Source organism: Pseudomonas sp. 1 (genome assembly GCF_056626735.1).
Window position 1 is genome coordinate 231,836 of sequence record NZ_JBWXMQ010000010.1, and the last position, 23,962, is coordinate 255,797.

Annotated in this window: 22 protein-coding genes and 1 pseudogene; 17 read left to right on the forward strand and 6 right to left on the reverse strand. The window is 60.7% G+C overall.

The genetic code is table 11. The features are described 5' to 3' along the window. Positions 1 to 46: 46 nt before the first annotated feature. The 3 genes from AC1MDC_RS17280 to AC1MDC_RS17290 all read right to left on the reverse strand — a co-directional run bounded on the left by AC1MDC_RS17280 (position 47) and on the right by AC1MDC_RS17290 (position 3,665). Positions 47 to 1,363 (reverse strand): MFS transporter, encoded by a 1,317-nt coding sequence (locus AC1MDC_RS17280; protein WP_085702544.1) that lies wholly within the window; start codon positions 1,361 to 1,363, stop codon positions 47 to 49. Positions 1,364 to 1,598: 235 nt separating this feature from the next. Beyond that, complete coding sequence (locus tag AC1MDC_RS17285) at positions 1,599 to 2,840, reverse strand: transporter associated domain-containing protein (protein WP_480393396.1); 1,242 nt, start codon at positions 2,838 to 2,840, stop codon at positions 1,599 to 1,601. 12 nt (positions 2,841 to 2,852) lie between these two features. Next, the gene (locus AC1MDC_RS17290) at positions 2,853 to 3,665 is read right to left on the reverse strand and encodes a cytochrome C assembly family protein (protein WP_085697265.1); all 813 of its coding nucleotides are present in this window, start codon (positions 3,663 to 3,665) and stop codon (positions 2,853 to 2,855) included. A 209-nt stretch (positions 3,666 to 3,874) separates the two neighbouring features. Here AC1MDC_RS17290 and ffh point away from each other — a divergent pair, with 209 nt between their 5' ends. From ffh to AC1MDC_RS17320, 6 genes are all read left to right on the forward strand, one after another. Further along, positions 3,875 to 5,251 (forward strand): signal recognition particle protein, encoded by a 1,377-nt coding sequence (gene ffh, locus AC1MDC_RS17295; protein WP_085702546.1) that lies wholly within the window; start codon positions 3,875 to 3,877, stop codon positions 5,249 to 5,251. Between the two features lie 334 nt (positions 5,252 to 5,585). Then, positions 5,586 to 5,837 (forward strand): 30S ribosomal protein S16, encoded by a 252-nt coding sequence (gene rpsP, locus AC1MDC_RS17300; RefSeq protein WP_003198088.1) that lies wholly within the window; start codon positions 5,586 to 5,588, stop codon positions 5,835 to 5,837. 5 nt (positions 5,838 to 5,842) lie between these two features. After that, positions 5,843 to 6,379, forward strand: a complete 537-nt coding sequence (gene rimM, locus AC1MDC_RS17305; protein ID WP_085697267.1) for a ribosome maturation factor RimM — start codon at positions 5,843 to 5,845, stop codon at positions 6,377 to 6,379. Positions 6,380 to 6,382: 3 nt separating this feature from the next. Next, the gene (trmD, locus tag AC1MDC_RS17310) at positions 6,383 to 7,135 is read left to right on the forward strand and encodes a tRNA (guanosine(37)-N1)-methyltransferase TrmD (RefSeq protein ID WP_007954629.1); all 753 of its coding nucleotides are present in this window, start codon (positions 6,383 to 6,385) and stop codon (positions 7,133 to 7,135) included. Between the two features lie 45 nt (positions 7,136 to 7,180). Then, the gene (gene rplS, locus AC1MDC_RS17315) at positions 7,181 to 7,531 is read left to right on the forward strand and encodes a 50S ribosomal protein L19 (protein WP_085697268.1); all 351 of its coding nucleotides are present in this window, start codon (positions 7,181 to 7,183) and stop codon (positions 7,529 to 7,531) included. Between the two features lie 90 nt (positions 7,532 to 7,621). Next, positions 7,622 to 8,035: an acyl-CoA thioesterase gene (locus AC1MDC_RS17320; RefSeq protein WP_011332614.1), complete on the forward strand. Its 414-nt coding sequence runs from the start codon at positions 7,622 to 7,624 to the stop codon at positions 8,033 to 8,035. A gap of 117 nt (positions 8,036 to 8,152) precedes the next feature. Here the strand turns inward: AC1MDC_RS17320 and AC1MDC_RS17325 are convergent, their stop codons facing one another. Continuing rightward, a complete protein-coding gene (locus AC1MDC_RS17325) occupies positions 8,153 to 9,961 on the reverse strand; it encodes a cation:proton antiporter (RefSeq protein ID WP_234204540.1) in 1,809 nt (602 codons plus the stop codon). Positions 9,962 to 10,068: 107 nt separating this feature from the next. On the opposite strand from AC1MDC_RS17325, the gene xerD reads away from it, so the two are divergent. The 7 genes and pseudogenes from xerD to AC1MDC_RS17360 all read left to right on the forward strand — a co-directional run bounded on the left by xerD (position 10,069) and on the right by AC1MDC_RS17360 (position 17,215). Beyond that, the gene (gene xerD / locus AC1MDC_RS17330) at positions 10,069 to 10,965 is read left to right on the forward strand and encodes a site-specific tyrosine recombinase XerD (RefSeq protein WP_085697270.1); all 897 of its coding nucleotides are present in this window, start codon (positions 10,069 to 10,071) and stop codon (positions 10,963 to 10,965) included. 142 nt (positions 10,966 to 11,107) lie between these two features. Further along, the gene (dsbC, locus tag AC1MDC_RS17335; protein ID WP_227234550.1) at positions 11,108 to 11,839 is read left to right on the forward strand and encodes a bifunctional protein-disulfide isomerase/oxidoreductase DsbC; all 732 of its coding nucleotides are present in this window, start codon (positions 11,108 to 11,110) and stop codon (positions 11,837 to 11,839) included. Between the two features lie 132 nt (positions 11,840 to 11,971). Then, on the forward strand, positions 11,972 to 13,276 hold the full coding sequence (locus AC1MDC_RS17340) for a homoserine dehydrogenase (RefSeq protein ID WP_018926703.1): 1,305 nt from the start codon (positions 11,972 to 11,974) through the stop codon (positions 13,274 to 13,276). Positions 13,277 to 13,342: 66 nt separating this feature from the next. Continuing rightward, a complete protein-coding gene (gene thrC, locus AC1MDC_RS17345; protein ID WP_085697272.1) occupies positions 13,343 to 14,752 on the forward strand; it encodes a threonine synthase in 1,410 nt (469 codons plus the stop codon). A 119-nt stretch (positions 14,753 to 14,871) separates the two neighbouring features. Next, positions 14,872 to 16,243, forward strand: a pseudogene (locus tag AC1MDC_RS17350) (transporter substrate-binding domain-containing protein). A 118-nt stretch (positions 16,244 to 16,361) separates the two neighbouring features. Next, positions 16,362 to 16,769, forward strand: coding sequence for a response regulator (locus AC1MDC_RS17355; protein WP_085697274.1), 408 nt, complete (start codon positions 16,362 to 16,364; stop codon positions 16,767 to 16,769). A 164-nt stretch (positions 16,770 to 16,933) separates the two neighbouring features. Then, complete coding sequence (locus AC1MDC_RS17360; RefSeq protein WP_085697275.1) at positions 16,934 to 17,215, forward strand: DUF3509 domain-containing protein; 282 nt, start codon at positions 16,934 to 16,936, stop codon at positions 17,213 to 17,215. Positions 17,216 to 17,389: 174 nt separating this feature from the next. On the opposite strand, the gene AC1MDC_RS17365 is transcribed toward AC1MDC_RS17360, so the two are convergent. Both AC1MDC_RS17365 and AC1MDC_RS17370 read right to left on the reverse strand, forming a co-directional pair. Further along, complete coding sequence (locus AC1MDC_RS17365) at positions 17,390 to 18,283, reverse strand: TIGR02285 family protein (RefSeq protein WP_227234553.1); 894 nt, start codon at positions 18,281 to 18,283, stop codon at positions 17,390 to 17,392. Positions 18,284 to 18,296: 13 nt separating this feature from the next. Next, the gene (locus tag AC1MDC_RS17370) at positions 18,297 to 19,496 is read right to left on the reverse strand and encodes a CaiB/BaiF CoA transferase family protein (RefSeq protein WP_480393397.1); all 1,200 of its coding nucleotides are present in this window, start codon (positions 19,494 to 19,496) and stop codon (positions 18,297 to 18,299) included. A gap of 146 nt (positions 19,497 to 19,642) precedes the next feature. Here AC1MDC_RS17370 and AC1MDC_RS17375 point away from each other — a divergent pair, with 146 nt between their 5' ends. The 4 genes from AC1MDC_RS17375 to AC1MDC_RS17390 all read left to right on the forward strand — a co-directional run bounded on the left by AC1MDC_RS17375 (position 19,643) and on the right by AC1MDC_RS17390 (position 23,914). Then, positions 19,643 to 20,185, forward strand: a complete 543-nt coding sequence (locus AC1MDC_RS17375; protein WP_007954646.1) for a YaeQ family protein — start codon at positions 19,643 to 19,645, stop codon at positions 20,183 to 20,185. Between the two features lie 54 nt (positions 20,186 to 20,239). After that, positions 20,240 to 21,949: a single-stranded-DNA-specific exonuclease RecJ gene (gene recJ, locus AC1MDC_RS17380; protein WP_085702551.1), complete on the forward strand. Its 1,710-nt coding sequence runs from the start codon at positions 20,240 to 20,242 to the stop codon at positions 21,947 to 21,949. A 233-nt stretch (positions 21,950 to 22,182) separates the two neighbouring features. Continuing rightward, the gene (locus tag AC1MDC_RS17385) at positions 22,183 to 23,289 is read left to right on the forward strand and encodes an NADH:flavin oxidoreductase/NADH oxidase (protein WP_480393398.1); all 1,107 of its coding nucleotides are present in this window, start codon (positions 22,183 to 22,185) and stop codon (positions 23,287 to 23,289) included. A gap of 91 nt (positions 23,290 to 23,380) precedes the next feature. Beyond that, a complete protein-coding gene (locus AC1MDC_RS17390; RefSeq protein WP_480393399.1) occupies positions 23,381 to 23,914 on the forward strand; it encodes a GNAT family N-acetyltransferase in 534 nt (177 codons plus the stop codon). Positions 23,915 to 23,962 lie beyond the last annotated feature (48 nt).

The window sequence follows — 23,962 nt, forward strand, 5'->3', positions numbered from 1 at the left end:
GTGGCACGGACAATGTGGGAGCGAGCTTGCTCGCGAAGCTTTTAGATCAGGCAACCTGATTCAGGTCGTTATTGCGCGTTTCCTTCAGGCACAGCACAGCGATCAGGCTGAGCACCGCCGCCCCCGATACATACCCGCCGACGTAACTCAAACCACCCATCGCAACCAGTTTCTGCGCGAAGAAAGGCGCCGCCGAGGCTCCGACGATACCGCCGAGGTTGTAGGCCGCCGATGCGCCGGTGTACCGCACGTGCGTCGGAAAAAGCTCCGGCAGCAGCGCGCCCATCGGGGCGAATGTCACGCCCATCAGGAACAGCTCGATGCACAGGAACAGCGCCACGCCCCAGGTCGAGCCCTGAGTCAGCAACGGCTCCATCAGAAAACCGGACAGAATCGCCAGCACACCACCGATGATCAGCACCGGCTTGCGCCCGTAGCGGTCACTGGCCCAGGCCGACAACGGCGTCGCGGCCGCCATGAACAGCACCGCGAAGCACAGCAATCCGAGGAAGGTCTCGCGGCTGTAACCCAAGGTGGAGACGCCGTAGCTCAGGGAAAACACTGTCGAGATGTAAAACAGCGCATAGCAGACCACCATGGCGGCGGCTCCCAGCAATGTCGGTGCCCAGTATTGGCTGAACAGCTCGACCAGCGGCACTTTCACTCGCTCCTGACGGGCGATGGCGTTGGCGAACACCGGGGTTTCGTGGAGTTTGAGGCGCACGTACAGCCCGACCATTACCAGCACGGCGCTGAGCAGGAACGGAATCCGCCAGCCCCAGCTGCGAAACTGTTCGTCATTGAGCGTCATGGCCAGCGTCAGGAACAGGCCGTTGGCGGCCAGAAAGCCAATCGAAGGCCCGAGTTGCGGGAACATGCCGAACCACGCCCGCTTGCCTTTCGGGGCATTCTCGGTCGCCAGCAGCGCCGCGCCGCCCCATTCACCACCCAATCCCAGGCCTTGGCCGAAGCGCAGCACACAAAGCAGGATCGGCGCCCAGGCCCCGATGCTCTCGTAGCCCGGCAGAACGCCGATCAGCGTGGTGCAGACGCCCATCAGCAGCAGCGAAGCGACCAAGGTCGATTTGCGCCCGATCCGGTCACCGAAATGGCCGAACAGCGCCGAGCCCAAAGGTCGGGCGAGGAAGGCGATGCCGAAGGTCAGGAATGCCGAGAGCATCTGCGCCGTGCCGGAAGTCTGAGGGAAAAATACCGGCCCGATCACCAGCGCAGCGGCGGTGGCGTAGACGTAGAAATCGTAGAACTCGATGGCCGTGCCGATGAAGCTCGCGGTGGCCACGCGGGTGGCGGAGTTGGCCGGTTGGGTCGGCGCGGTGTCGCTGTAAGCAGTACTGGTCGTCATGCGGTGATCCCTGACAGTCATGAGCTCCGTTGGAGCGAATTATTATGGTCGAGCACCCAGGGATGTGGGATGAGGCGCGATCGCTGCTTCAGGTAGGAGCAGTCGTCGGTGTGATGCGGATATTGCCGGTGAACCGGCCGGAACGGGTCGGGTGCGGGGTAAGCACGCGGTTCGGCGGGGCTTGGGTAAGCCTCGCGATTATAGGAAGGTGGCTAACGATTGAACAAGGGGCTGGCTAGCGGGCCGTGGCCAGCGCCGGTGCCGAAGTGGTGTGCCAGATCAGGACCTTGCTCACCCGGTTCTCCTCGGTTTCGAGAATCTCCAGGCGATAGCGGCCGATCTTCAGGCACACCGCGCTTTCCGGGATGGTTTCCAGCGCCTCCGTCACCAGGCCGTTGAGGGTCCGGGGGCCGTCGCTGGGCAGGTGCCAGCCCAGACATTTGTTCAGTTCGCGGATCGACGCCGCCCCATCGATCACCATGCGGCCATCGGCTTGCGGGTGGATGTGCGGGTTGTCGAGGCTGTGCTCGCTTTCAAATTCGCCGACGATCTCTTCGAGAATGTCTTCCAGGGTGACAATCCCCAGCACTTCGCCGTACTCGTCCACCACCATGCCCAGGCGCCGCTGCTGCTTGTGGAAGTTCAGCAGTTGCAGTTGCAGCGGGGTGCTTTCGGGAACGAAGTACGGCTCGTAACTGGCCGCCAGCAACGCTTCGCGGGTCAGGCTGCCGTTGTCGAGCAGGTGACGGATCTGCCGGGTGTTGAGTACGGCTTCGACCTGATTGATATCGCTGTGAAACACCGGCAGGCGGGTGCGCCGGTTCTTGCGCAATTGCTCGATGATTTCTTCGAGCGGATCGTCGAGGTTGATGCCGTCGACATCGCTGCGTGGCACCAGAATGTCGTTGACCGTGATGTTGTCCAGCGCATGGATGCCTGAGATCGGATGCGGGCGCACCGGATGATCCGGATCGTCATGATGCTCGGTCGGCACATCGTCTTCGCTCTGTTGCACCATTTGGGCCTTGCGGATGAACGGGCGCATCAGCAAACCACTGATGCGGCTGAGCAGCCACGCAAGCGGGTAAACGCCCTTCAGCGGTACTGCCAGCAGCGTATTGCCAAACGACAACACCGCATCCGGGTATCGTTGGGCGAGCGCGCGGGGGAAATAATCGGCAAAGACCAACAGCAGGGCGCCGGCGCCAAGGCAAGCCGCCCAGGGGCCGTTTTCTTCACAGAGAAAGATTGCCAGCAGTGTGGCAAGAATGACGGCGAGGGTGCGGCACAGGGTATTGCAGAGGATCAGGCTGTCGAGCGGGAAGTTGAGCTTCGCCAGCGGCTTGTCGCTGGCGCGGGATGCGGTGCGTTGCGCAAGCAGGTGCTGCTGCGCCGCTTCGACGGCGGTAAACAGCCCCGACCAGAGAATCAGCAGGACAAATACCGCGAGCATCGGCCCTATGGGCAAACCGTCCATTTATACCGCCCGTCAGATGTGCAGGATGTATTCACGAACCAGTTTGCTGCCGAAATACGCGAGCATCAGCAGGCAGAAACCGGCGAGGGTCCAGCGGATTGCCTTGTGGCCGCGCCAGCCGAGGCGGTTACGGCCCCAGAGCAGAACGCTGAACACGATCCAGGCCAGGCAGGCCAGCAGGGTTTTATGCACCAGGTGTTGCGCAAACAGATTCTCGACGAACAGCCAGCCGGAGATCAGCGACAGCGACAGCAATGTCCAGCCTGCCCAGAGGAAGCCGAACAGCAGGCTTTCCATGGTTTGCAGTGGCGGGAAATTCTTGATCAGCCCGGACGGATGCTTGTGCTTGAGCTGATGATCCTGCACCAGCAGCAACAAGGCTTGAAAAACCGCGATGGTGAACATGCCGTAGGCGAGGATCGACAACAGAATGTGCGCGAGGATGCCTGGCTCTTCATCAATGATCTGTACCGTGCCAGTCGGCGCGAACTGCGCCAGCAGCACCGTGATCGCACCCAGCGGGAACAGCAGCACCAGCAGGTTTTCCACTGGAATCCGCGAGCAGGCCAGCAGGGTCAGGGCGATGACAGCGGCGGCGATCAGGCTTGAGGCGCTGAAGAAATCCAGGCCCAGACCGATCGGCGTCAATAAATGCGTGAGCAGGCTTGCGCTGTGGGCCAGCACGGCGAGGACGCCGAGCGAGACCAGCAGGCGCTTGTTGGCCTTGGCGCCAGTGGCCAGGCGGGTGCCCTGGTAGAGGGTCGCAGCGGCGTAGAGAAGTGCGGCGGCGAGGGTGGTCAGCAAACTCGGTGACAAGGGGAGCATAAATCCTGTTAGGCAAGCCCGAAAGGCGCTGAGTTTGGCATAGAACCGCCGTCGCACGAAAGACCGGCAAGCTGACAGCGAGGTGTCCGCCAGACGCAGTCTTCGCTATAATCCGCGACCTGCCCACGCCGCAGGCTCGCCGAGCACATGTTGATTCCGGTCTGGGCCGCCATTATCCCGGTCTACACAGGGCCTGAAAGGATCGCGCAATGTTTGAAAACTTAACCGACCGTCTCTCGCAGACGCTGCGCCATGTCACCGGCAAGGCGAAACTGACCGAGGACAACATCAAAGACACCCTGCGCGAAGTGCGCATGGCGTTGCTCGAGGCTGACGTCGCCCTGCCGGTGGTCAAGGACTTCGTCAATTCGGTCAAGGAACGCGCTGTCGGCACCGAGGTGTCGCGCAGCCTGACGCCGGGCCAGGCGTTCGTGAAGATCGTCCAGGCCGAGCTCGAAACCCTGATGGGTGCGGCCAACGAAGACTTGAACCTGAGCGCCGTGCCGCCTGCCGTCATTCTGATGGCCGGTCTGCAGGGCGCGGGTAAAACCACCACCGCCGGCAAACTGGCGCGCTTCCTTAAAGAGCGCAAGAAGAAGTCGGTCATGGTCGTGTCGGCGGACATCTACCGTCCTGCTGCTATTAAACAGCTGGAAACCCTGGCCAACGACATCGGCGTGACGTTCTTCCCGTCCGACCTGAGCCAGAAGCCGGTCGACATCGCCAACGCGGCTATTAAAGAAGCAAAACTGAAATTCATCGACGTGGTCATCGTCGACACCGCCGGTCGTCTGCACATCGATGAAGAGATGATGGGCGAGATCAAGGCGCTGCATGCCGCGATCAATCCGGTTGAAACCCTGTTCGTGGTCGACGCCATGACCGGTCAGGACGCGGCCAACACGGCCAAGGCCTTCGGTGATGCGCTGCCGCTGACCGGCGTGATCCTGACCAAGGTCGACGGTGATGCCCGTGGCGGTGCCGCGCTGTCCGTTCGCGCGATCACCGGCAAGCCGATCAAGTTCATCGGTATGGGCGAGAAGAGCGAAGCGCTCGATCCGTTCCACCCTGAGCGTATAGCTTCGCGGATCCTCGGCATGGGCGACGTGCTCAGCCTGATCGAACAGGCCGAAGCGACCCTCGACAAGGACAAGGCCGACAAGCTTGCTAAAAAGCTGAAGAAGGGCAAGGGCTTCGATCTCGAAGACTTCCGCGATCAGTTGCAACAGATGAAGAACATGGGCGGCCTCGGCGGGCTCATGGACAAACTGCCGAGCATCGGCGGCGTCAATCTCTCGCAAATGGGCAACGCCCAGAACGCCGCAGAGAAGCAGTTCAAACAGATGGAAGCCATCATCAACTCCATGACCCCGGCCGAGCGCCGCGACCCTGAGCTGATCAGCGGTTCGCGCAAGCGTCGGATCGCCATGGGTTCCGGCACCCAGGTGCAGGACATCGGTCGCTTGATCAAGCAGCACAAGCAGATGCAGAAGATGATGAAGAAATTCTCCGCCAAGGGCGGAATGGCGAAAATGATGCGCGGCATGGGCGGTATGTTGCCCGGCGGCGGCATGCCGAAAATGTAAGGTGTCCCGCCTCACCCATTCTGCTCACTTGTGGCGGCAACCGTCACTCGCCAAAAGTGAGCGAAATGGCTGAGACGGGACACTGGATTCTCGCCGGTCGTCGCGCCGGCGCAGACCCTGCAAGGACGCAGGATCAACAGCAAACCCGCACTCGGCGGGAGCTGACCGGCCGTTTTGAATGACGGCCCCATATGCAAATCTGCACGGCATGCCACAGGCGCCGGAAAAAGTCATTTGCAAAAGTCCGGATATTCCTTAGAATATGCGGCCTTTCGGGCACCCATGCCCGCTGTGCATTTAGATTTGCAGCACCGACTACAGGAACGATGTTCACATGCTAACAATCCGTCTTGCCCTTGGCGGCTCCAAAAAGCGCCCGTTTTACCACCTGACCGTAACCGACTCCCGCAACCCGCGTGACGGTTCCCACAAAGAACAGGTTGGTTTCTTCAACCCTGTTGCCCGTGGTCAGGAAGTTCGTCTGTCCGTGAACCAAGAGCGCGTTGCCTACTGGCTGAGCGTTGGTGCACAGCCTTCTGAGCGTGTTGCTCAGTTGCTGAAGGAATCTGCCAAGGCTGCAGCCTGAGCAGTATGAGCGCGACGCCAGAAAAAGCTGATGACCTGATCGTTGTCGGCAAGATTTTTTCGGTTCACGGCGTTCGCGGCGAGGTGAAGGTCTTTTCCTTTACCGATCCGATTGAAAACCTGTTGAACTACCGCAACTGGACGCTTCGGCGCGAAGGCGTGGTAAAGCAGGTCGAGCTGGTCAGCGGTCGATCCACTCAAAAGGATCTGGTTGCCAAGCTCAAAGGCCTCGACGATCGTGATGAAGCCCGTCTTCTGAGCGGTTACGAGATTTGCATCTCACGAAGCCTTTTGCCCGACCTGACTGGCGACGAGTACTACTGGTACCAGTTGCAGGGTCTGAGTGTCATCAACCAGGACGAACAACTGTTCGGCAAGGTTGATCACCTGTTGGAGACCGGCGCGAACGATGTATTGGTGGTCAAGCCCTGCGTCGGCAGCCTGGATGATCGCGAGCGGTTGTTGCCCTATACGGAGCAATGCGTGCTGGCAATCGACCTGGAAGCAGGCGTGATGAGGGTGGAATGGGACGCGGACTTCTAAGCAATGGCCAGCCTGCGCGTAGACGTCATTACGCTGTTCCCCGAGATGTTCTCGGCCATCAGTGAGTACGGCATTACCAGTCGTGCGGTCAAACAGGGGCTGTTGCAGCTGACCTGTTGGAATCCGCGGGATTACACGACGGATCGGCATCACACTGTAGACGATCGCCCGTTTGGCGGTGGTCCGGGCATGGTGATGAAGATCAAGCCCCTGGAAGATGCTCTGGTTCAGGCCAAGGCAGCAGCCGGGGAGGCGGCGAAGGTGATTTACCTGTCCCCCCAAGGCCGTCAACTGACTCAGTCGGCGGTACGCGAACTGGCGAAATCGGATGCATTGATCCTGATTGCCGGTCGCTATGAAGGCATTGACGAGCGTTTTATTGATGCTCATGTCGATGAAGAGTGGTCGATTGGTGACTATGTGTTGTCTGGCGGCGAGCTGCCGGCCATGGTTATGATCGATGCGGTTACACGACTGCTGCCCGGAGCTTTAGGGCATGCGGATTCCGCTGAGGAAGATTCCTTTACGGATGGTCTGCTGGATTGCCCGCACTACACCCGACCTGAGGTGTATGCGGATCAGCGTGTTCCCGACGTGTTGCTGAGTGGCAATCACGCGCATATCCGGCGTTGGCGTTTACAGCAGTCCCTCGGCAGGACCTATGAACGACGCGCCGATCTTCTGGAAAGCCGCTCGCTTTCTGGAGAAGAGAAGAAGCTGCTCGAGGAATACATCCGCGAGCGGGACGATAGTTAACAACGTATCGATGGTAGATCAGACGATTTACCTTAGGAGCACAGCATGACCAACAAAATCATCCTTGCACTCGAAGCAGAGCAGATGACCAAAGAAGTCCCTACCTTTGCCCCAGGCGACACCATCGTCGTTCAGGTGAAAGTGAAGGAAGGCGATCGTTCCCGTCTGCAAGCGTTCGAAGGCGTTGTAATCGCCAAGCGTAACCGCGGCGTGAACAGTGCGTTCACCGTTCGTAAAATCTCCAACGGTGTTGGCGTAGAACGTACTTTCCAGACCTACTCCCCGCAGATCGACAGCATGGCTGTCAAGCGTCGCGGTGACGTACGTAAAGCCAAGCTGTACTACCTGCGCGACCTGTCGGGTAAAGCAGCTCGCATCAAGGAAAAACTGGCTTAAGTCCAGCTTCCGATGCAGAAGAAAGCAGCCTACGGGCTGCTTTTTTGTTGCCCGCAATTTATCCACAGCATTCCGTTTCAGGCCTGACCCATGACCCCTCGCGAGCAAGAAATCGAACGCCGCACCGAACTCTCGGTGACCCGCGTGACCAAGGCGGTTTTCCCGCCGACCACCAATCACCACAACACCCTGTTCGGTGGCACCGCGCTGGCCTGGATGGACGAAGTGTCGTTCATCACTGCCACGCGCTTCTGCCGTTTGCCGCTGGTGACCGTGTCGACCGATCGCATCGACTTCAATCACGCGATTCCGGCGGGTTCCATCGTCGAACTGGTTGGACGGGTGATCAAGGTCGGCAACACCAGTCTCAAGGTCGAGGTGGAAGTGTTCGTGGAAAGCATGAGCTGCGACGGGCGTGAGAAAGCGATTCACGGGCAGTTCAGCTTTGTCGCCATCGATGATGACAAGCGTCCGGTGCCCGTGCTGCCAGGTTTCGCGGCCTGATCCTGCACCGAGCCGAAGCATTCGCGGGCAAGCCCGCTCCTACAGTGTCGGTGCCGAGCACAACCTCAGCGGACCAAACAAAACCTGTGGGAACGGGCTTGCCCGCGATCCGGTCTGTCAGGCGCTGACACTCTCCGGCTGAATCAGCGCCAGCAACGTCCACCCCGGCCCCGGCTTCAGCACGGTTTCCGGCGACACGACATGCACCCAGCCACTGTCATCACGCATGAACAGCAGCGTCGCACGATTGCCATGTAACGCCTGGTAATCCTCCCAGCCAAACCCATCCGTCAACGTTGTGCTGTACAACTCGGCCCCTTGGCCCATCTGGCTGGCCAACTTCGCGTAGGTGAACGCCTCGCTACCCAGTTGATTGCCGCGATGCTCAAGACTTGCGCGATGTTTGTCGCTGCGCCGGCTCTCCTGCCCGCTGGCGAGTCCGAACAGACGTTGATGGCCGAAGTCATGGCGAAAGCGCATGGCCGCCAACGTATTGAGTTCGCCCGACGGTGACAGTGCCAGCAAATGCCCCAGTCCGACCAGGTCCAGATGCGCATCGGCATGCTGCGAGGCCGGATTGCCGAAGTAGGTCGGCAAGCCATCCATGCGCGCCGCCCGGATGTTTTCCCAGCTCGAATCCGTCAGCAGCACCCGGCTGCCCAACTGCTGCAGCGACTTGCCAAGCAGGCGCGCAGGGCCGTTCGCCCCGACGATCAGAAAGCCGCTCGGCGCAGGCTCCGCAACCTTTAACAGGCGCGCCAAGGGTCGGGCAGTCGCACTTTGCAGCACAACGGTGCCGATAATCACGGCGAAGGTCAGCGGCACCAGCAACAGCGCGCCTTCATGGCCCGCTTCATCCAGGCGAATCGCAAAGATCGCCGAGACCGCCGCGGCGACGATCCCGCGCGGGGCAATCCAGCACAGCAATGCACGTTCACGCCAGCTCAAGCTGGAGCCGGCGGTACTCAGCATTACATTCAGAGGCCGGGCGATCAGCTGGATGACCAGCAGCAGAATCAACACCAGCGGCCCGAGGCCGATCAGCGCATTCAGATCCAGGCGTGCCGCCAGCAGAATGAACAGCCCGGAAATCAGCAGCACGCTGAGATTTTCCTTGAAGTGCAAAATATGCCGCACATCCACACCCTTCATATTGGCCAGCCACATGCCCATCAGCGTTACCGCCAGCAGTCCCGATTCGTGCATCACCTCGTTGGCTGCAATGAAGATCCCCAGCACCGCCGCCAACGACGCGAGGTTGTGCAGGTATTCCGGTAGCCACTGACGACGGATGATGGTGCCCAGCAGCCAGCCGCCGGCCACACCGAACAGACTTCCGCACAGAATCACTCCGCCGAAGGTCAACAGGCTCTGCTTGAGACCTTGGCCCTCGGCACTGGCGATGATGAAGCTGTAGACCACCACCGCGAGCAGCGCCCCGATCGGGTCGATCACAATCCCTTCCCAGCGCAGGATGTTGGCGATCGATGCCTTGGGACGTACCACGCGCAGCATGGGCACGATCACGGTCGGGCCGGTGACCAGGGTCAGGCTGCCGAACAGGATGGCGAGCAGCCAGTCGAAGCCCAGCAGCCAGTGAGTCGCGACCGCAATCACTGTCCAGGTCGAGAGCGCTCCGATTGTGACCAGGCGATGCACGACGCTGCCGATCTCGCGCCACTCCGACAGGTGCAGGGTCAGGCTGCCTTCAAACAGAATCAGCGCCACCGCCAGCGACACCAGAGGCATCAGCAACGGACCGAACATTTCCTGCGGGTCGAGCCAGCCCAGCACGGGGCCTGCCAGGATGCCGGTCAGCAGCAGAAACAGAATCGCCGGCAGCTTCAGGCGCCAGGCGAGCCATTGACAGCCCAGCGCGGCGGCACCGATACCGCCGAAAGCCAACAGAATTTGCTGCTCGTTCATTGAAGCTCCCTGTTCCTTGAAATAGCGGGCTATGAAAGACTAGCGGCCATTTCAACCGTTCACTCTTTATTTGCGCGCAGTGCCAAGCCTGCGTGACTTGAGCGCCCATGCCTGCCATCGACCACCCACTGATCGACCAGTTTCTCGACGCCCTCTGGCTGGAAAAAGGTCTCTCCGACAACACTCGCAACGCCTATCGCAGTGATCTCGCGCTGTTCAACGGCTGGTTGCAGGACAAAGGTCTCGAGCTGATCAATGCCGGTCGCGAGCTGATCCTCGATCACCTGGCCTGGCGCCTGGAACAGAACTACAAACCTCGCTCCACCGCGCGATTCCTCTCGGGTGTGCGTGGCTTTTATCGCTATCTGTTGCGGGAAAAACTGATTTCGGTCGATCCGACCTTGCGCGTGGATATGCCGCAGCTCGGTCGGCCATTGCCAAAGTCCCTGTCGGAAGCCGACGTCGAAGCGCTGCTCAAGGCGCCGGATTTGAGTGAAGCCATCGGCCAGCGCGACCGTGCCATGCTCGAAGTGCTTTACGCCTGTGGACTGCGGGTGACCGAGTTGATCAGCCTGACCCTGGAGCAGGTCAATCTGCGTCAGGGCGTGTTGCGGGTGATGGGCAAGGGCAGCAAGGAGCGGTTGGTGCCGATGGGCGAGGAAGCGATTGTCTGGGTCGAGCGCTACCTGCGCGACGGCCGCAGCGAACTGCTGGGCGGGCGCCCCAGTGATGTGCTGTTTCCCAGCCAGCGCGGCGAGCAGATGACTCGGCAGACCTTCTGGCACCGCATCAAGCATCAGGCCAAGGTCGCCGGGATCGGAAAATCACTGTCGCCGCACACCCTGCGTCACGCGTTTGCCACCCACTTGCTCAACCATGGCGCGGACTTGCGGGTGGTGCAGATGCTGTTGGGCCACAGCGACCTGTCGACCACGCAGATCTACACTCACGTCGCCCGGGCGCGTTTGCAGGATCTGCATGCCAAACATCACCCGCGCGGCTGAGCCCGTTCGTCTTGCGACAGGCGCATTCGGCCACGGGAGCCTTATGTGGTAGGCTTTGCCGGTTTGCACGATGGGCGGTTATGACCCGGTGTTCCGGCACGGGCGTTCTGATCGTTCCATTTGTCCGCCTTCAGGAGTTCTCATGCGTCTGACCCAGATTTTCGCCGCCGCAGCCATTGCGTTGGTCAGCACCTTTGCCGTCGCCGATGACGCGGCCGACAAAGCGATTCGCCAAAGCCTGGAAAACCTCCAGCTCGACGTGCCGGTGGACACCATCACCGCCAGCCCGCTGCCGGGCCTGTACGAAGTCAAGCTCAAGGGCAGCCGCGTGCTCTACGCCAGCGCCGACGGCCAGTACATCGTTCAGGGCTACATGTTCCAGCTCAAGGACGGCAAACCGGTCAACCTGACCGAGAAGACCGAGCGCCTGGGCATTTCCAAACTGATCAATGCGATCCCGGTGGCCGAGACCGTGGTTTACCCGGCCGTGGGCGAAACCAAGTCGCACATCACCGTGTTCACCGACACCACCTGCCCGTACTGCCACAAGCTGCACGCTGAAGTGCCCGAGCTGAACAAGCGTGGCATCGAAGTGCGTTACGTGGCGTTCCCGCGTCAGGGCCTTGGCTCGCCGGGTGACGAACAGCTGCAAGCCGTGTGGTGCTCGAAAGACAAGAAAGCGGCCATGGACAAAATGGTCGATGGCAAGGAAATCAAGGCCGCCAAGTGCGAGAACCCGGTGTCCAGGCAGTTCGCCCTCGGTCAGTCGATCGGCGTGAACGGCACACCGGCCATCGTTTTGGCCGACGGACAAGTCATTCCGGGCTACCAGCCTGCGCCACAAGTCGCCAAACTGGCGCTGGGCGCGAAGTAATTCGCATCGTCACGCTCAGGCGTTGACGAGCGTGGTCCGGCGGCTGGATTGCCGGGCCATCAACAGAGAGCCGCGAACCTGCGGTTGTTTTCACGGCCGGCCTCGTGTCGGCCGTTTTATGGGGAGTTCACAGTGAAACCGGTCAAAGTAGGCATCTGTGGGTTAGGGACCGTCGGTGGCGGAACCTTCAACGTACTTCAGCGCAACGCCGAGGAAATTGCTCGTCGTGCCGGGCGTGGAATCGAAGTGGCACAAATTGCCATGCGCACGCCAAAGCCTCAGTTCCAGACGACCGGTATTGCGATTACCAACGATGTCTTCGAAGTGGCCACGAACCCTGAGATCGACATCGTCATAGAGCTGATGGGCGGCTACACCGTTGCCCGCGAGCTGGTACTCAAGGCCATCGAGAATGGCAAGCATGTGGTCACCGCGAACAAGGCTCTGATTGCCGTTCACGGTAATGAAATTTTCGCCAAGGCACGCGAGAAAGGCGTGATCGTGGCATTCGAAGCGGCGGTCGCCGGCGGCATTCCAGTGATCAAGGCGATCCGTGAAGGCCTGTCCGCCAACCGTATCAACTGGGTCGCCGGGATTATCAACGGCACCGGCAACTTCATCCTCACCGAAATGCGCGAGAAGGGTCGTACCTTCGAAGACGTGCTGGCCGAGGCGCAAGCGCTGGGTTACGCCGAAGCCGATCCGACCTTCGACGTCGAGGGCATTGACGCCGCGCACAAGCTGACGATCCTGGCATCGATCGCATTCGGTATTCCGCTGCAGTTCGACAAGGCTTACACCGAAGGCATCACCAAGCTGACCACCGCCGACGTGAACTACGCCGAAGCGCTGGGCTACCGCATCAAGCACCTGGGCGTTGCACGCAGCACCGCCGCGGGTATCGAGTTGCGCGTACACCCGACGCTGATCCCGGCCGATCGCCTGATCGCCAACGTCAACGGCGTGATGAACGCGGTGATGGTCAATGGCGACGCTGCCGGTTCGACCCTGTTCTACGGCGCCGGCGCCGGCATGGAGCCGACCGCTTCGTCGGTGATCGCGGATCTGGTGGACGTGGTTCGCGCCATGACCTCCGACCCGGAAAACCGCGTACCGCACCTGGCCTTCCAGCCGGACTCGCTGTCGGCTCATCCGATCCTGCCGATCGAAGCCTGCGAAAGTGCCTACTACCTGCGCATCCAGGCCAAGGATCACCCGGGCGTACTCGCTCAGGTGGCGAGCATCCTCTCGGAGCGCGGCATCAACATCGAGTCGATCATGCAGAAGGAAGTCGAGGAACACGACGGCCTGGTGCCGATGATCCTGCTGACCCACCGCGTGCTGGAACAGCACATCAACGATGCGATCGCCGCCCTCGAAGCGCTGGCGGGCGTGGTCGGTCCGGTTGTGCGGATCCGTGTCGAGCACTTGAACTAAGCCGATCTCCTTCACCGGTCCCGCCAGCGGGGCCGGTGTCGTGAACACTGTCCATTGGAGTCAGTCATGCGTTACATCAGTACCCGCGGCCAGGCACCGGCCCTGAATTTCGAAGACGTCCTGCTGGCCGGTCTTGCCACCGACGGCGGTCTGTACGTCCCGGAAAACCTGCCACGTTTCACCCAGGAAGAAATCGCTTCCTGGGCCGGCCTGCCGTATCACGAGCTGGCTTTCCGGGTCATGCGCCCGTTCGTCACCGGCAGCATTCCGGACGCCGATTTCAAAAAGATTCTTGAAGAAACCTACGGTGTGTTCGCCCACAACGCCGTTGCGCCGCTGCGTCAGCTGAACGGCAACGAATGGGTGCTGGAGCTGTTCCACGGTCCGACCCTGGCGTTCAAGGACTTCGCCCTGCAACTGCTCGGTCGCTTGCTCGACTACGTGCTGGAAAAGCGCGGCGAGCGCGTGGTCATCGTCGGCGCCACCTCCGGTGACACCGGTTCGGCCGCCATCGAAGGCTGCAAGCACTGCGAAAACGTCGACATCTTCATCCTGCACCCGCACAACCGTGTGTCTGAAGTACAGCGTCGGCAGATGACCACCATCCTCGGTGAAAACATCCACAACATCGCCATCGAAGGCAACTTCGATGACTGCCAGGAAATGGTCAAGGCCAGCTTCGCCGACCAGAGCTTCCTCAAGGGCACGCGCCTGGTGGCGGTGAACTCGATCAACTGGGCGCGGATCATGGCCCAGATCGTTTACTACTTCCATGCAGCCCTGCAATTGGGCGGCCCGGCGCGTTCGGTGTCGTTCTCGGTGCCGACGGGCAACTTCGGCGACATCTTCGCCGGCTACCTGGCGCGCAACATGGGCCTGCCGATCAACCAGTTGGTGGTTGCCACCAACCGCAACGACATCCTGCACCGCTTCATGAGCGGCAACCAGTACGTCAAGGAAACCCTGCACGCCACGCTGTCGCCGTCGATGGACATCATGGTCTCGTCGAACTTCGAACGCCTGCTGTTCGACCTGCACGGTCGCAATGGCGCGGCGATTGCCGGCCTGATGGACTCGTTCAAGCAGGGCGGCGGTTTCAGCGTCGAACAGGAACGCTGGACCGAGGCACGCAAACTGTTCGACTCGCTGGCCGTGGACGATGCGCAAACCTGCGAGACCATCGCCGAAGTCTACGAGCAGACCGGTGAAGTGCTCGACCCGCACACCGCCATCGGCGTGAAAGCCGCTCGCGAATGCCGTCGCAGCCTGGACATCCCGATGGTGATTCTGGGCACGGCGCATCCGGTCAAGTTCCCGGACGCAGTGGAGAAAGCAGGCGTAGGAAAAGCACTCGAGCTACCTACACATCTTTCTGATTTGTTTGAGAGAGAAGAGCGCTGCACTGTCCTGCCGAACGAACTCAAAGCCGTGCAGGCCTTTGTCAGTCAGCATGGCAACCGCGGCAAGCCTCTTTAAGCCCGCAGAGCTGTCACATTTTGAAGCCCGTCTCCTGACGGGCTTTCTTGTTTTTGCATGCCACACTGCGCGCGTTTCGCCCACCAAGGACGGGCGAGTCGATGACGAAGGATGTGGCAATGCGGTTTTTTTCAGGATTGAAACCAGCCCTGTGCTGGTTGTTTTTATTGGGCTGCTTCGGGCTGTCACCGTGGGCTGAAGCAGGCCATCTGGCGAAGCATTCCGTTGCGCTGGAGGATGTTCAGCCGATCGAGCTCGATGAGCACGAGCGTCAATGGATTCGAGATAACCCCCGAGTGACCGTCGCCTCGGTGCAGTACCCGTTGTATCTGTTTCAGGATGAGCATGGCCAGTGGAGCGGCTTGAACAACGATGTCCTGTCGCACATCAGTGCCTTGACCGGCCTGCAGTTTGTGCATCAGGAGTCATTCTCCACCGATCACCTGCTTGAACGGCTCCAGAGTGGTGTGGCCGATATCAGCACAACGCTGGCGATGAACGACGAGCGCAAGGCGTTTCTGGATTTCAGTCACGCGTTCGGCGGTGCCGGCTGGGTGTTCGTCGGGCACGCTGACGAGCCCGCGATACAGTCGCTTGCGGCGCTGGCCAAGCGGGTGCTGGTGCTGCCGGCCCGGCATGCACTGGAGGACAGCATTCGACGCGACTACCCGGCAATCGAGATCCGCTCGGTCAAGACGTATGCAGAGGCACGGGCCCTGGTCGAGAGTGGCGAGGCCTACGCCACCATCGAAAACGAGATCGGCGCTCAGCTGTTTCCCTCTGGCCTGCTCAGGGTCGGCGGTCTAGTAGAGGGCAAGTGGGAGGCTGACCATCTGGCAGTACGCAAAGGGCTGCCCGAGCTGGTGAGCATCCTCAACAAGGCCTTGGGCGCTTTCTCTGCGGCCGAACTGCGCGCCATGCGCATGAAATGGCTGGATGGCATTGCTCCCGCGCCGACACCCTCGATCACGTCGCAACTGATCAAGGGGGGGATGCTGGGCGATAGGCGGACTCGGAGTGTTCGGACTCCTGTCGTTGTTGTGGAACCGTCGACTGGCGGCCGAGATTAAACAGAGACGTGCGGCCGAAAAGGATCTGCGAGATCAATTGGCCTTTCAACATGCGCTGATCGATGCGATGCCCGATCCCGTGTTCGTGCGCGATCTGCAGGGTCGGTTGATCATGTGCAACCGCAGTTATGAAGATGCGCTGTCGGTCCGTCAGGAGCAGGTCCAGGGGCGGATGCTGTTCGAGTTCGACGCACTTCCACAGGCGACGGCACTGATGCTGCACGACGAATTCATGGCGCAACTGGGCACGCGTAAAACGCGCTTCAGCAAACGGCAACTGATGTTCAAGAGCGGCCCTCGTCAGATCTATCAGTGGACGGTGCCGTTTTACTGTGCCGACGGAAAACTGCGCGGTCTGCTTGGCGGCTGGACGGACATCACCGAGCGTCGAAAGGAGAGCGGGTGTCGATGTCTGCATTAAAGATGGGAAAAGTCCTATAAACCGCGATTCCTTTTCTGATGGGAGGCTTAGGACGACTGCCCTAGAGTGACAGGCCACTGCGGCGTGAATCCGCGATTGTCGCTCCAGAGGTCGTCCCATGCGCTCGCTCAAGATCCTGATTCTAGAACCCAATCCGTTCCAGCTGATGGCGTTGCACCAGATGCTCAACGCCATCGGTATCTACGATGTCCTGACCGCGCCGTCGCTGGGTTCGGCCAAGCGCTCACTGGAGCGCCGCGGAGCCGTCGACATCACCCTGTGCAACCCGCGATTGCAGAACGGTGACGGGTTGGCGCTGATCCGGCATCTGGCCGACCGGAAGGGCGCGCGGGCGATGATCCTGCTGGGCACCGTGGCCCCCAGCCTGCTGGACGAACTGGAAACGTTGCTGGGCGAGCACGGGATTACCTTGCTGGGCCGCCTGCACACACCGGTCTCTGCGGTGTTGATGAGGAGTCTGCTGGACACCTACATGGCGACCCCCCGGCATTCCGTCGACGCTTGAGCCCCATGGTTATTTTTCTGTCATCTTCGCCATGCATGCTCCGATAGGCCGGTGACGCTCCGGGAGAGGCCGGCGGCAGGCAGAACTTTCCTCTCGGGCCGGTGGTCATTTACTGTGAACACGCCCCAGACACTGTGTTTTCGGACTATTGAGTGGAGATCGAGATGGAAAGTATCAGTCTATTGCTCGGTGAGGCTCTGAGCCCGTATCAGGTGACGTTGACCCCTCGGGGTCGCCACGGCGAATGCCTGGTGACCTTGAAGAACGGCAACGGCGCGATCGTGGTGGAGCGCGAATTCAATCAGGCGCAATTGAGCGACAAGCGCCAGCTGACCGATGTGGTCGACGGCCTGCACCGTGACATCCTGATTGCCGAAGGCCGGCTGGAGCCCTGTGTCATCGCCGCGTTGCGAAACGCAGCCCTCGACAAGCACCCGACCCTCTGAAACTGATTTTTCTTTTGTGGGAACCTTCCTGCATCCAAGTCAGTCAGACCCCGTAACAGCAGGATCAAGCATTGTGCTCCGGTGCTTGTGGCTTGCTGCTACGGGTCTTTGATTCAGACCACGTTTAACCCCGAGTCGTCTCCCCACTTCTCGGGGTTTCTTTTTGCCCGGATTTCACTGCGCGGCTTGTTGCTGGAAGAAAATCCGCGCCTGCTCCAGATAGTCCTGGCGACTCTCGGGGTCGAGCCAATCGGCATAGAGCTGGTCGAGATGTTCGTGGGGCAGGGTGCGCAACAGCTGATTGATCTCGGTGATCGCCTGTCGACCCGCCGTGGTGTCGGTGCAGCCGACATGGCCTGACAGATACTTGTCCGTGCCGCGAATCGGAAAGAACAGCAATTCATTCTCGGCGATCTCGGCCTGCCGTGCCTGATAGCGGATTTCAGGCCAGTAACCCAGCACCACCTGCAAACGCCCCAGACGCTGCATCGACAGCAGGCTGCTGAGCGCATCGTTGCCGTAATGCGGCGTCAACGCGCCGCCCGGTGCCTGATGCAGCAATGTATCGATGTACTCGCCATAACTGCGTTCCGCGACCACCCCGACTTTTCGCTCGCCGTTGGCCAAAAATGCCGACAGGTCGGCTTCGCCCTCGACCAGAAATGGCTCGAGCACTTCGCGATCTCTCTGACGCACCACCAAACCATTGCTGACCGCGCGAAACGCGGGGATGGAGAAGGCGATCCATTGCGCCCGCTCCTTGTTCCAGACCAGCGACGGATCGCAGGCGAAGGGGTGTTCATGGAGCATTTGATTGCCGCGGGCGCGATTGACCCGCATCAAGGTGTGTTCGTATTGCGGCATGCCGGCAATCAGCATCGGCATCAATTGATCGATAACGCCCTGGCCCTTTTTCGGGCCTTCTAAGATCGTCAGCGGCGGCAGGTCGCGCAGCAGCCAGATCAACGTCGGTTTGGCCTGCGCCCACGCCGGCAGTACCAGCAGCAATAGCAGGCCGAACAACCGCCAGGTCCACCAATGGTGGGCGCGGTTCGAGGCCGAGGGCATCAGGCGCTTCAGCTCAGATGGCTCCGTCTTCGCGCAGCCGGGCGACCTGCTTCTCGTCGTAGCCAAGATCGTGAAGTACCTGCGCATTGTGTTCACCGAGCTGCGGTCCGACCCATTCGGACGTGCCGGGTGTCTCAGAGAGTTTCGGCACGATGCCCGGCATCTTGAAGGGTTTGCCGTCCGGCAGTTTGGCGTGCAGGAACATTTCCCGGGCCAGGTACTGCGGATCGTTGAACATGTCTTCGGCGCTGAAGATCCGGCTCGCCGGCACTTCGGCCTGGTTCAGCAGGTCCAGTACCGTTTGCAGCGGCAGCGAGTTGACCCAGCGGTCGATCACCCCATACAACTCGTCACGACGGCTGTCGCGTCCGTCATTGCTGGCCAGCGCCGGGTCATTGGCCAGATCTTCGCGGCCGATGATCAGCATGAAGCGCTTGAAGATCGCATCGCCATTGGCACCGATCTGCACATGTTTGCCGTCGGCACTGGTGTGGATCGACGACGGCGTGATGCCCGGCATGATGTTGCCGGTGCGTTCACGGATAAAACCGAACACATCGAATTCCGGCACCATGCTTTCCATCATGGCGAAGATCGCTTCGTACAGCGCCACATCGACCACCTGACCGAGCCCGCCGTTGACCTCGCGATGACGCAAAGCCATCAACGCGCCGATCACGCCCCACAGGGCGGCAATCGAGTCGCCGATGGAAATGCCGGTGCGTACTGGCGGGCGGTCTTCGAAACCGGTGATGTAGCGCAGGCCGCCCATGGATTCACCAACGGCACCGAAACCTGGCTGGTCTTTCATTGGCCCGGTCTGGCCGAAACCCGACAGACGCACCATCACCAGTTTCGGGTTCAGCGCATGCAGGGTTTCCCAGCTCAGGCCGAGTTTTTCCAGCACGCCGGGGCGAAAGTTCTCGATCAGGATGTCGGCTTCGCTCAGCAGTTTTTTCAGGATCGCCAGGCCATCGGGGTGTTTCAGGTTCAGGGTCAGTGACTTTTTATTGCGTGCCTGGACGAACCACCACAGCGACGTGCCTTCGTACAACTTGCGCCATTTGCGCAGCGGATCACCGCCGTCCGGCGACTCGATCTTGATCACTTCGGCGCCGAACTCGCCGCAGATGCGCGAGGCAAACGGCCCGGCAATCAAAGTACCCAATTCAATGACTTTCAGACCGCTGAGCGGTTTGTTGGCGAACGGCATGCGAGATCCTGTAGGACAAGGCTGAGCAGATAGAGCGTTTTAACATAGCCGGCTGTCAGTCGCGCAAGGTTGATCGCCATCAATTCGTGGATTGCCTACAGCATCGGTTAGACTTGCCGACTTTCCTCGTATCAAGAAGCCCGTTCATGGCCCAGCCGTCCACTACCTACAAATTCGAACTGAACCTCACCGATCTCGACCGCAGCGTCTACGAGAACGTGAAGCAGACCATCGCCCGTCACCCTTCGGAAACCGAAGAACGCATGACCGTGCGCCTGTTGGCCTACGCGCTCTGGTACAACGAGCAACTGTCGTTCGGTCGTGGTCTGTCGGACGTGGATGAACCTGCGCTGTGGGAAAAGAGCCTGGACGATCGTGTCCTGCACTGGATCGAAGTCGGCCAGCCTGATGCGGATCGTCTGACCTGGTGCTCCCGTCGCACCGAGCGCACCAGCCTGCTGGCCTACGGCAGCCTGCGCGTCTGGGAAGGCAAGGTAATCCCGGCAATCAAGAACCTGAAGAACGTCAACATCGCAGCCGTTCCGCAGGAAGTGCTGGAAACCCTGGCCCAGGACATGCCCCGCGTCATCAAGTGGGACGTGATGATCAGCGAAGGCACGATCTTCGTGACTGACGACCGTGGTCAACACGAAGTCCAGCTCACCTGGCTGCAAGGCGAGCGCGGTTAAGTCCGCGCTATTCCCGAAAAATCCCACGTATTCAAGAGAAGCTTCTGTTAGCCCATGCGTATCGATCCTCGCCCGTTGCCCGCCACTCTGCCGTTTCTCGGTGAACTGCCACCCCTGTTGACCCGCCTGTACGCGGCGCGGGGCGTGCAGTCCGAGGCGGAGCTGGACAAGAGCCTGGCGCGGCTGATCCCGTTCCAGCAGCTCAAAGGGATCGATGCGGCGGTGGACCTGTTGGTGACGGCGCTGGAGCAGCGTCAGCGGATCCTGATCGTCGGCGACTTCGACGCCGACGGCGCGACGGCCAGTACCGTCGGCGTGCTCGGCTTGCGCCTGCTGGGCGCGGCGCACGTCGATTATCTGGTGCCGAACCGCTTCGAATACGGCTACGGCCTGACGCCGGAAATCGTCGAAGTCGCGATGACCCGCGAGCCGCAACTGTTGATCACCGTTGATAACGGTATTTCCAGCGTTGAAGGTGTGGCGGCCGCGAAACGTCACGGTCTGAAGGTATTGATCACCGACCATCACTTGCCCGGCGACGAACTGCCGCTGGCCGATGCACTGGTCAATCCGAACCAGCCCGGCTGCGAGTTCCCGAGCAAGGCGCTGGCCGGTGTCGGGGTGATTTTTTACGTGTTGATGGCCTTGCGTGCGCGCCTGCGCAGCCTCGGCTGGTACGAGAGCAAACCACAACCGAACATCGGCGAACTGCTGGATCTGGTGGCGTTGGGCAGCGTTGCCGACGTGGTGCCGCTGGATGCCAACAACCGGATTCTGGTGCATCAGGGCCTGGAGCGGATTCGCGCCGGGCGTGCGCGGCCGGGAATCAAGGCCATCCTGGAAGTGGCCAAGCGTGAAGCCTCGCGCATCACGTCGACCGACCTCGGTTTCATCGTCGGCCCGCGCCTTAACGCAGCAGGGCGTCTGGATGACATGAGCCTGGGCATCGAGTGCCTGCTGACCCACGACGCTGCGCTGGCCCGTGAGATGGCTGCGCAACTGGACGGCATGAATCAGGATCGCAAATCCATCGAGCAAGGCATGCAGCGCGAGGCGCTGGCCCAGCTCAAGGACTTGCCGGTCGAGTCGATGCCTTTCGGTCTTTGCCTGTTCGATCCGGAATGGCACCAGGGTGTCATCGGCATTCTGGCGTCGCGGATGAAAGAGCGGTATTTCCGCCCGACCATCGCCTTCGCCGATGCAGGCGATGGTTTGCTCAAGGGCTCGGGGCGCTCGGTGCAGGGTTTTCATATCCGTGATGCGCTGAGCGTGGTTGCGGCGCAACATCCAGACCTGATCGCGAAGTACGGTGGCCACGCGATGGCGGCGGGCTTGACCTTGCGGCAGGAGAATTTTCCGTTGTTTGCCGAGGCATTCGACGCCGAAGTGCGTAGGCAACTTCGCGAAGAAGACCTGACCGGGCGCCTGCTGTCAGATGGCACATTGGCGGTCGAGGAGTTTCATCTGGAACTGGCCCGCGCCCTGCGCCACGCCGGGCCATGGGGCCAGCACTTTCCGGAGCCGCTGTTTCACGGCGTGTTCCAGTTGGTCGAGCAGCGGGTGGTCGGCGAGCGGCATCTCAAAGTGGTGCTGAAAACCGAATGCGGGTCGGTGAAGCTTGATGGCATCGCGTTCGGCATTGATCGCGATATCTGGCCGAACCCGACGATCAAATGGGTCGAACTGGCCTACAAACTCGATCTCAACGAGTTTCGCGGCAATGAAACCGTGCAGTTGATGATTGCCCACATCGAGCCGCGCTAAAGCTCATTGCGCCCTTTACTGAAGGGGCGCAGGCAATCTTCAATTGTGCTGTTTCATTTCTGAACCCTCCCTCATCCCCGGATGTCGACTAGGCTCTAAGCACTGCTTGATTGGCCTTGTGACGTCTTGTCGAATTTTTTGCCCGCGGGGGCGGGTGCTGCACCTTTTTCCTGTCACTCGTCGACTTTTCAAACAGAACCCTGGAGCCTGCCCACTGAATTGAGAGGTGCCCCATGAGTCTGCTGCTTGAACCCTTTACCCTTCGCCAACTGACCCTGTCCAACCGCATCGCCGTGTCGCCCATGTGCCAGTATTCCAGCGTTGATGGCCTGGCCAACGACTGGCATCTGGTGCACCTCGGCAGCCGTGCCGTGGGGGGCGCTGGCCTGGTATTCACCGAAGCCACGGCGATCACGGCCGACGGGCGGATCACCGCCGAAGACCTGGGCCTGTGGAACGACGAACAGATCGCACCGCTGCAACGCATCACCCGTTTTATCAACGCCCAGGGCGCAGTGGCCGGCATTCAACTGGCCCACGCCGGGCGCAAGGCCAGCACCCATCGGCCATGGATCGGCAAGCATGGCAGCGTCAAACCGGAGGATGGTGGCTGGACGCCGGTCGGGCCGTCGCCGATTGCCTTTGATCCGCAACACACCCAGCCGAAACAACTGGATGAAGGGCAGATCGCTCACGTCATTCAGGACTTCGTGGCAGCGGCCAAACGCGCGCTAACCGCCGGTTTCAGTGTGGTCGAGGTGCATGCGGCGCACGGTTATCTGCTGCACCAGTTCCTTTCACCATTGAGTAACCAGCGCCGCGATCAGTACGGAGGTTCGTTCGAAAACCGCATTCGTCTGGTGCTGCAAGTGACCGAGGCGGTACGCGCGGTGTGGCCGGAAGAACTGCCGGTTTTTGTGCGTCTGTCGGCCACCGACTGGGTCGAGGACGGCTGGAATCCCGATGAAACCGTAGAGCTGGCGCGCCGCCTGAAAGCTTTGGGGGCTGACCTGATCGACGTGTCATCGGGCGGCACGGCGGCCAACGCCGAAATCCCCGTGGGGCCGGGTTATCAGACGCGCTTCGCCGAGCGGGTACGCAAGGAGTCAGGTATCGCCACCGGCACCGTGGGAATGATTACCGAGCCTGCGCAAGCCGAGCACATTTTGCGAACCTGTCAGGCCGACATCATCTTCCTCGCCCGTGAGTTGCTGCGTGATCCGTACTGGCCACTGCATGCCGACGATGACCTGGGCGGACGCAAAGCGGTGTGGCCGGCGCAGTATCAACGTGCGACCCATCGGGATCAGCCGATTCACGAGTCTGATCTGCGGGATTGATTCCGGCCTGTCGCAAAGCCTATAAAACCCGCCATTGAACCGGCGGGTTTTTTCTTGTCTGTCGTTTGGAATTGCAAAGGAATGGATCGCAATGTTGATCGAACGAGCGCTGACTGAATCGGACTTGCCGCGGCTGGCGCTGATCGACCGCAGCGAGTTAGTCGAGGAATGCTATCGCGTGGAAAACGGTGAGTTGATTCTGTATCCGGCGCGTTTCGACATGCGCGGATGGCCCGAAGGCGAGGCGGAGGAGAATGCGCGGGTATTGGAAAAGTGCTGGCGCAGTGGCGGGTGGCTACACGGGATTTTCGATGGCGAAACACTGGTGGCTGCGGTGGTTGTGGATAACCGGGTTATTCACAATCAGGGCCTGAACATGCGGCAGTTGAAGTTTCTGCACATCAGCCGTGTCTGGCGGGGGCATGGATTGGGCGGGCGATTGTTTGCCCTGGCTTGCGCCCATGGCCGAGAGGTTGGCGCCGAGGCGTTGTACGTCTCGGCGACCGAGTCGCGCAATACCGTGGAGTTCTATCAGCGCCAGGGTTGCCGGTTGCTGGCGCAACCGGATCCCGAACTGTTTGCACTCGAACCTCACGATATCCACTTTTACTGTCGCCTGGACTGATGCCATCGCGAGCAAGCTCGCTCCCACAGGTTTTCGGTTGTACACAAA

Bases quoted from the DNA above. Each gene is read 5' to 3' on its own strand.
- AC1MDC_RS17360 (WP_085697275.1), top strand. From the start codon at position 16,934: ATGGAAAGTATCAGTCTATTGCTCGGTGAGGCTCTGAGCCCGTATCAG.
- AC1MDC_RS17390 (WP_480393399.1), top strand. From the start codon at position 23,381: ATGTTGATCGAACGAGCGCTGACTGAATCGGACTTGCCGCGGCTGGCG.
- AC1MDC_RS17365 (WP_227234553.1), bottom strand. From the start codon at position 18,283: ATGCCCTCGGCCTCGAACCGCGCCCACCATTGGTGGACCTGGCGGTTG.
- thrC (WP_085697272.1), top strand. From the start codon at position 13,343: ATGCGTTACATCAGTACCCGCGGCCAGGCACCGGCCCTGAATTTCGAA.
- trmD (WP_007954629.1), top strand. From the start codon at position 6,383: ATGGCCAGCCTGCGCGTAGACGTCATTACGCTGTTCCCCGAGATGTTC.
- AC1MDC_RS17325 (WP_234204540.1), bottom strand. From the start codon at position 9,961: ATGAACGAGCAGCAAATTCTGTTGGCTTTCGGCGGTATCGGTGCCGCC.
- AC1MDC_RS17375 (WP_007954646.1), top strand. From the start codon at position 19,643: ATGGCCCAGCCGTCCACTACCTACAAATTCGAACTGAACCTCACCGAT.
- AC1MDC_RS17385 (WP_480393398.1), top strand. From the start codon at position 22,183: ATGAGTCTGCTGCTTGAACCCTTTACCCTTCGCCAACTGACCCTGTCC.
- AC1MDC_RS17280 (WP_085702544.1), bottom strand. From the start codon at position 1,363: ATGACGACCAGTACTGCTTACAGCGACACCGCGCCGACCCAACCGGCC.
- ffh (WP_085702546.1), top strand. From the start codon at position 3,875: ATGTTTGAAAACTTAACCGACCGTCTCTCGCAGACGCTGCGCCATGTC.
- AC1MDC_RS17355 (WP_085697274.1), top strand. From the start codon at position 16,362: ATGCGCTCGCTCAAGATCCTGATTCTAGAACCCAATCCGTTCCAGCTG.
- rimM (WP_085697267.1), top strand. From the start codon at position 5,843: ATGAGCGCGACGCCAGAAAAAGCTGATGACCTGATCGTTGTCGGCAAG.
- dsbC (WP_227234550.1), top strand. From the start codon at position 11,108: ATGCGTCTGACCCAGATTTTCGCCGCCGCAGCCATTGCGTTGGTCAGC.
- recJ (WP_085702551.1), top strand. From the start codon at position 20,240: ATGCGTATCGATCCTCGCCCGTTGCCCGCCACTCTGCCGTTTCTCGGT.
- rplS (WP_085697268.1), top strand. From the start codon at position 7,181: ATGACCAACAAAATCATCCTTGCACTCGAAGCAGAGCAGATGACCAAA.
- AC1MDC_RS17285 (WP_480393396.1), bottom strand. From the start codon at position 2,840: ATGGACGGTTTGCCCATAGGGCCGATGCTCGCGGTATTTGTCCTGCTG.
- AC1MDC_RS17370 (WP_480393397.1), bottom strand. From the start codon at position 19,496: ATGCCGTTCGCCAACAAACCGCTCAGCGGTCTGAAAGTCATTGAATTG.
- AC1MDC_RS17290 (WP_085697265.1), bottom strand. From the start codon at position 3,665: ATGCTCCCCTTGTCACCGAGTTTGCTGACCACCCTCGCCGCCGCACTT.
- xerD (WP_085697270.1), top strand. From the start codon at position 10,069: ATGCCTGCCATCGACCACCCACTGATCGACCAGTTTCTCGACGCCCTC.
- AC1MDC_RS17320 (WP_011332614.1), top strand. From the start codon at position 7,622: ATGACCCCTCGCGAGCAAGAAATCGAACGCCGCACCGAACTCTCGGTG.
- rpsP (WP_003198088.1), top strand. From the start codon at position 5,586: ATGCTAACAATCCGTCTTGCCCTTGGCGGCTCCAAAAAGCGCCCGTTT.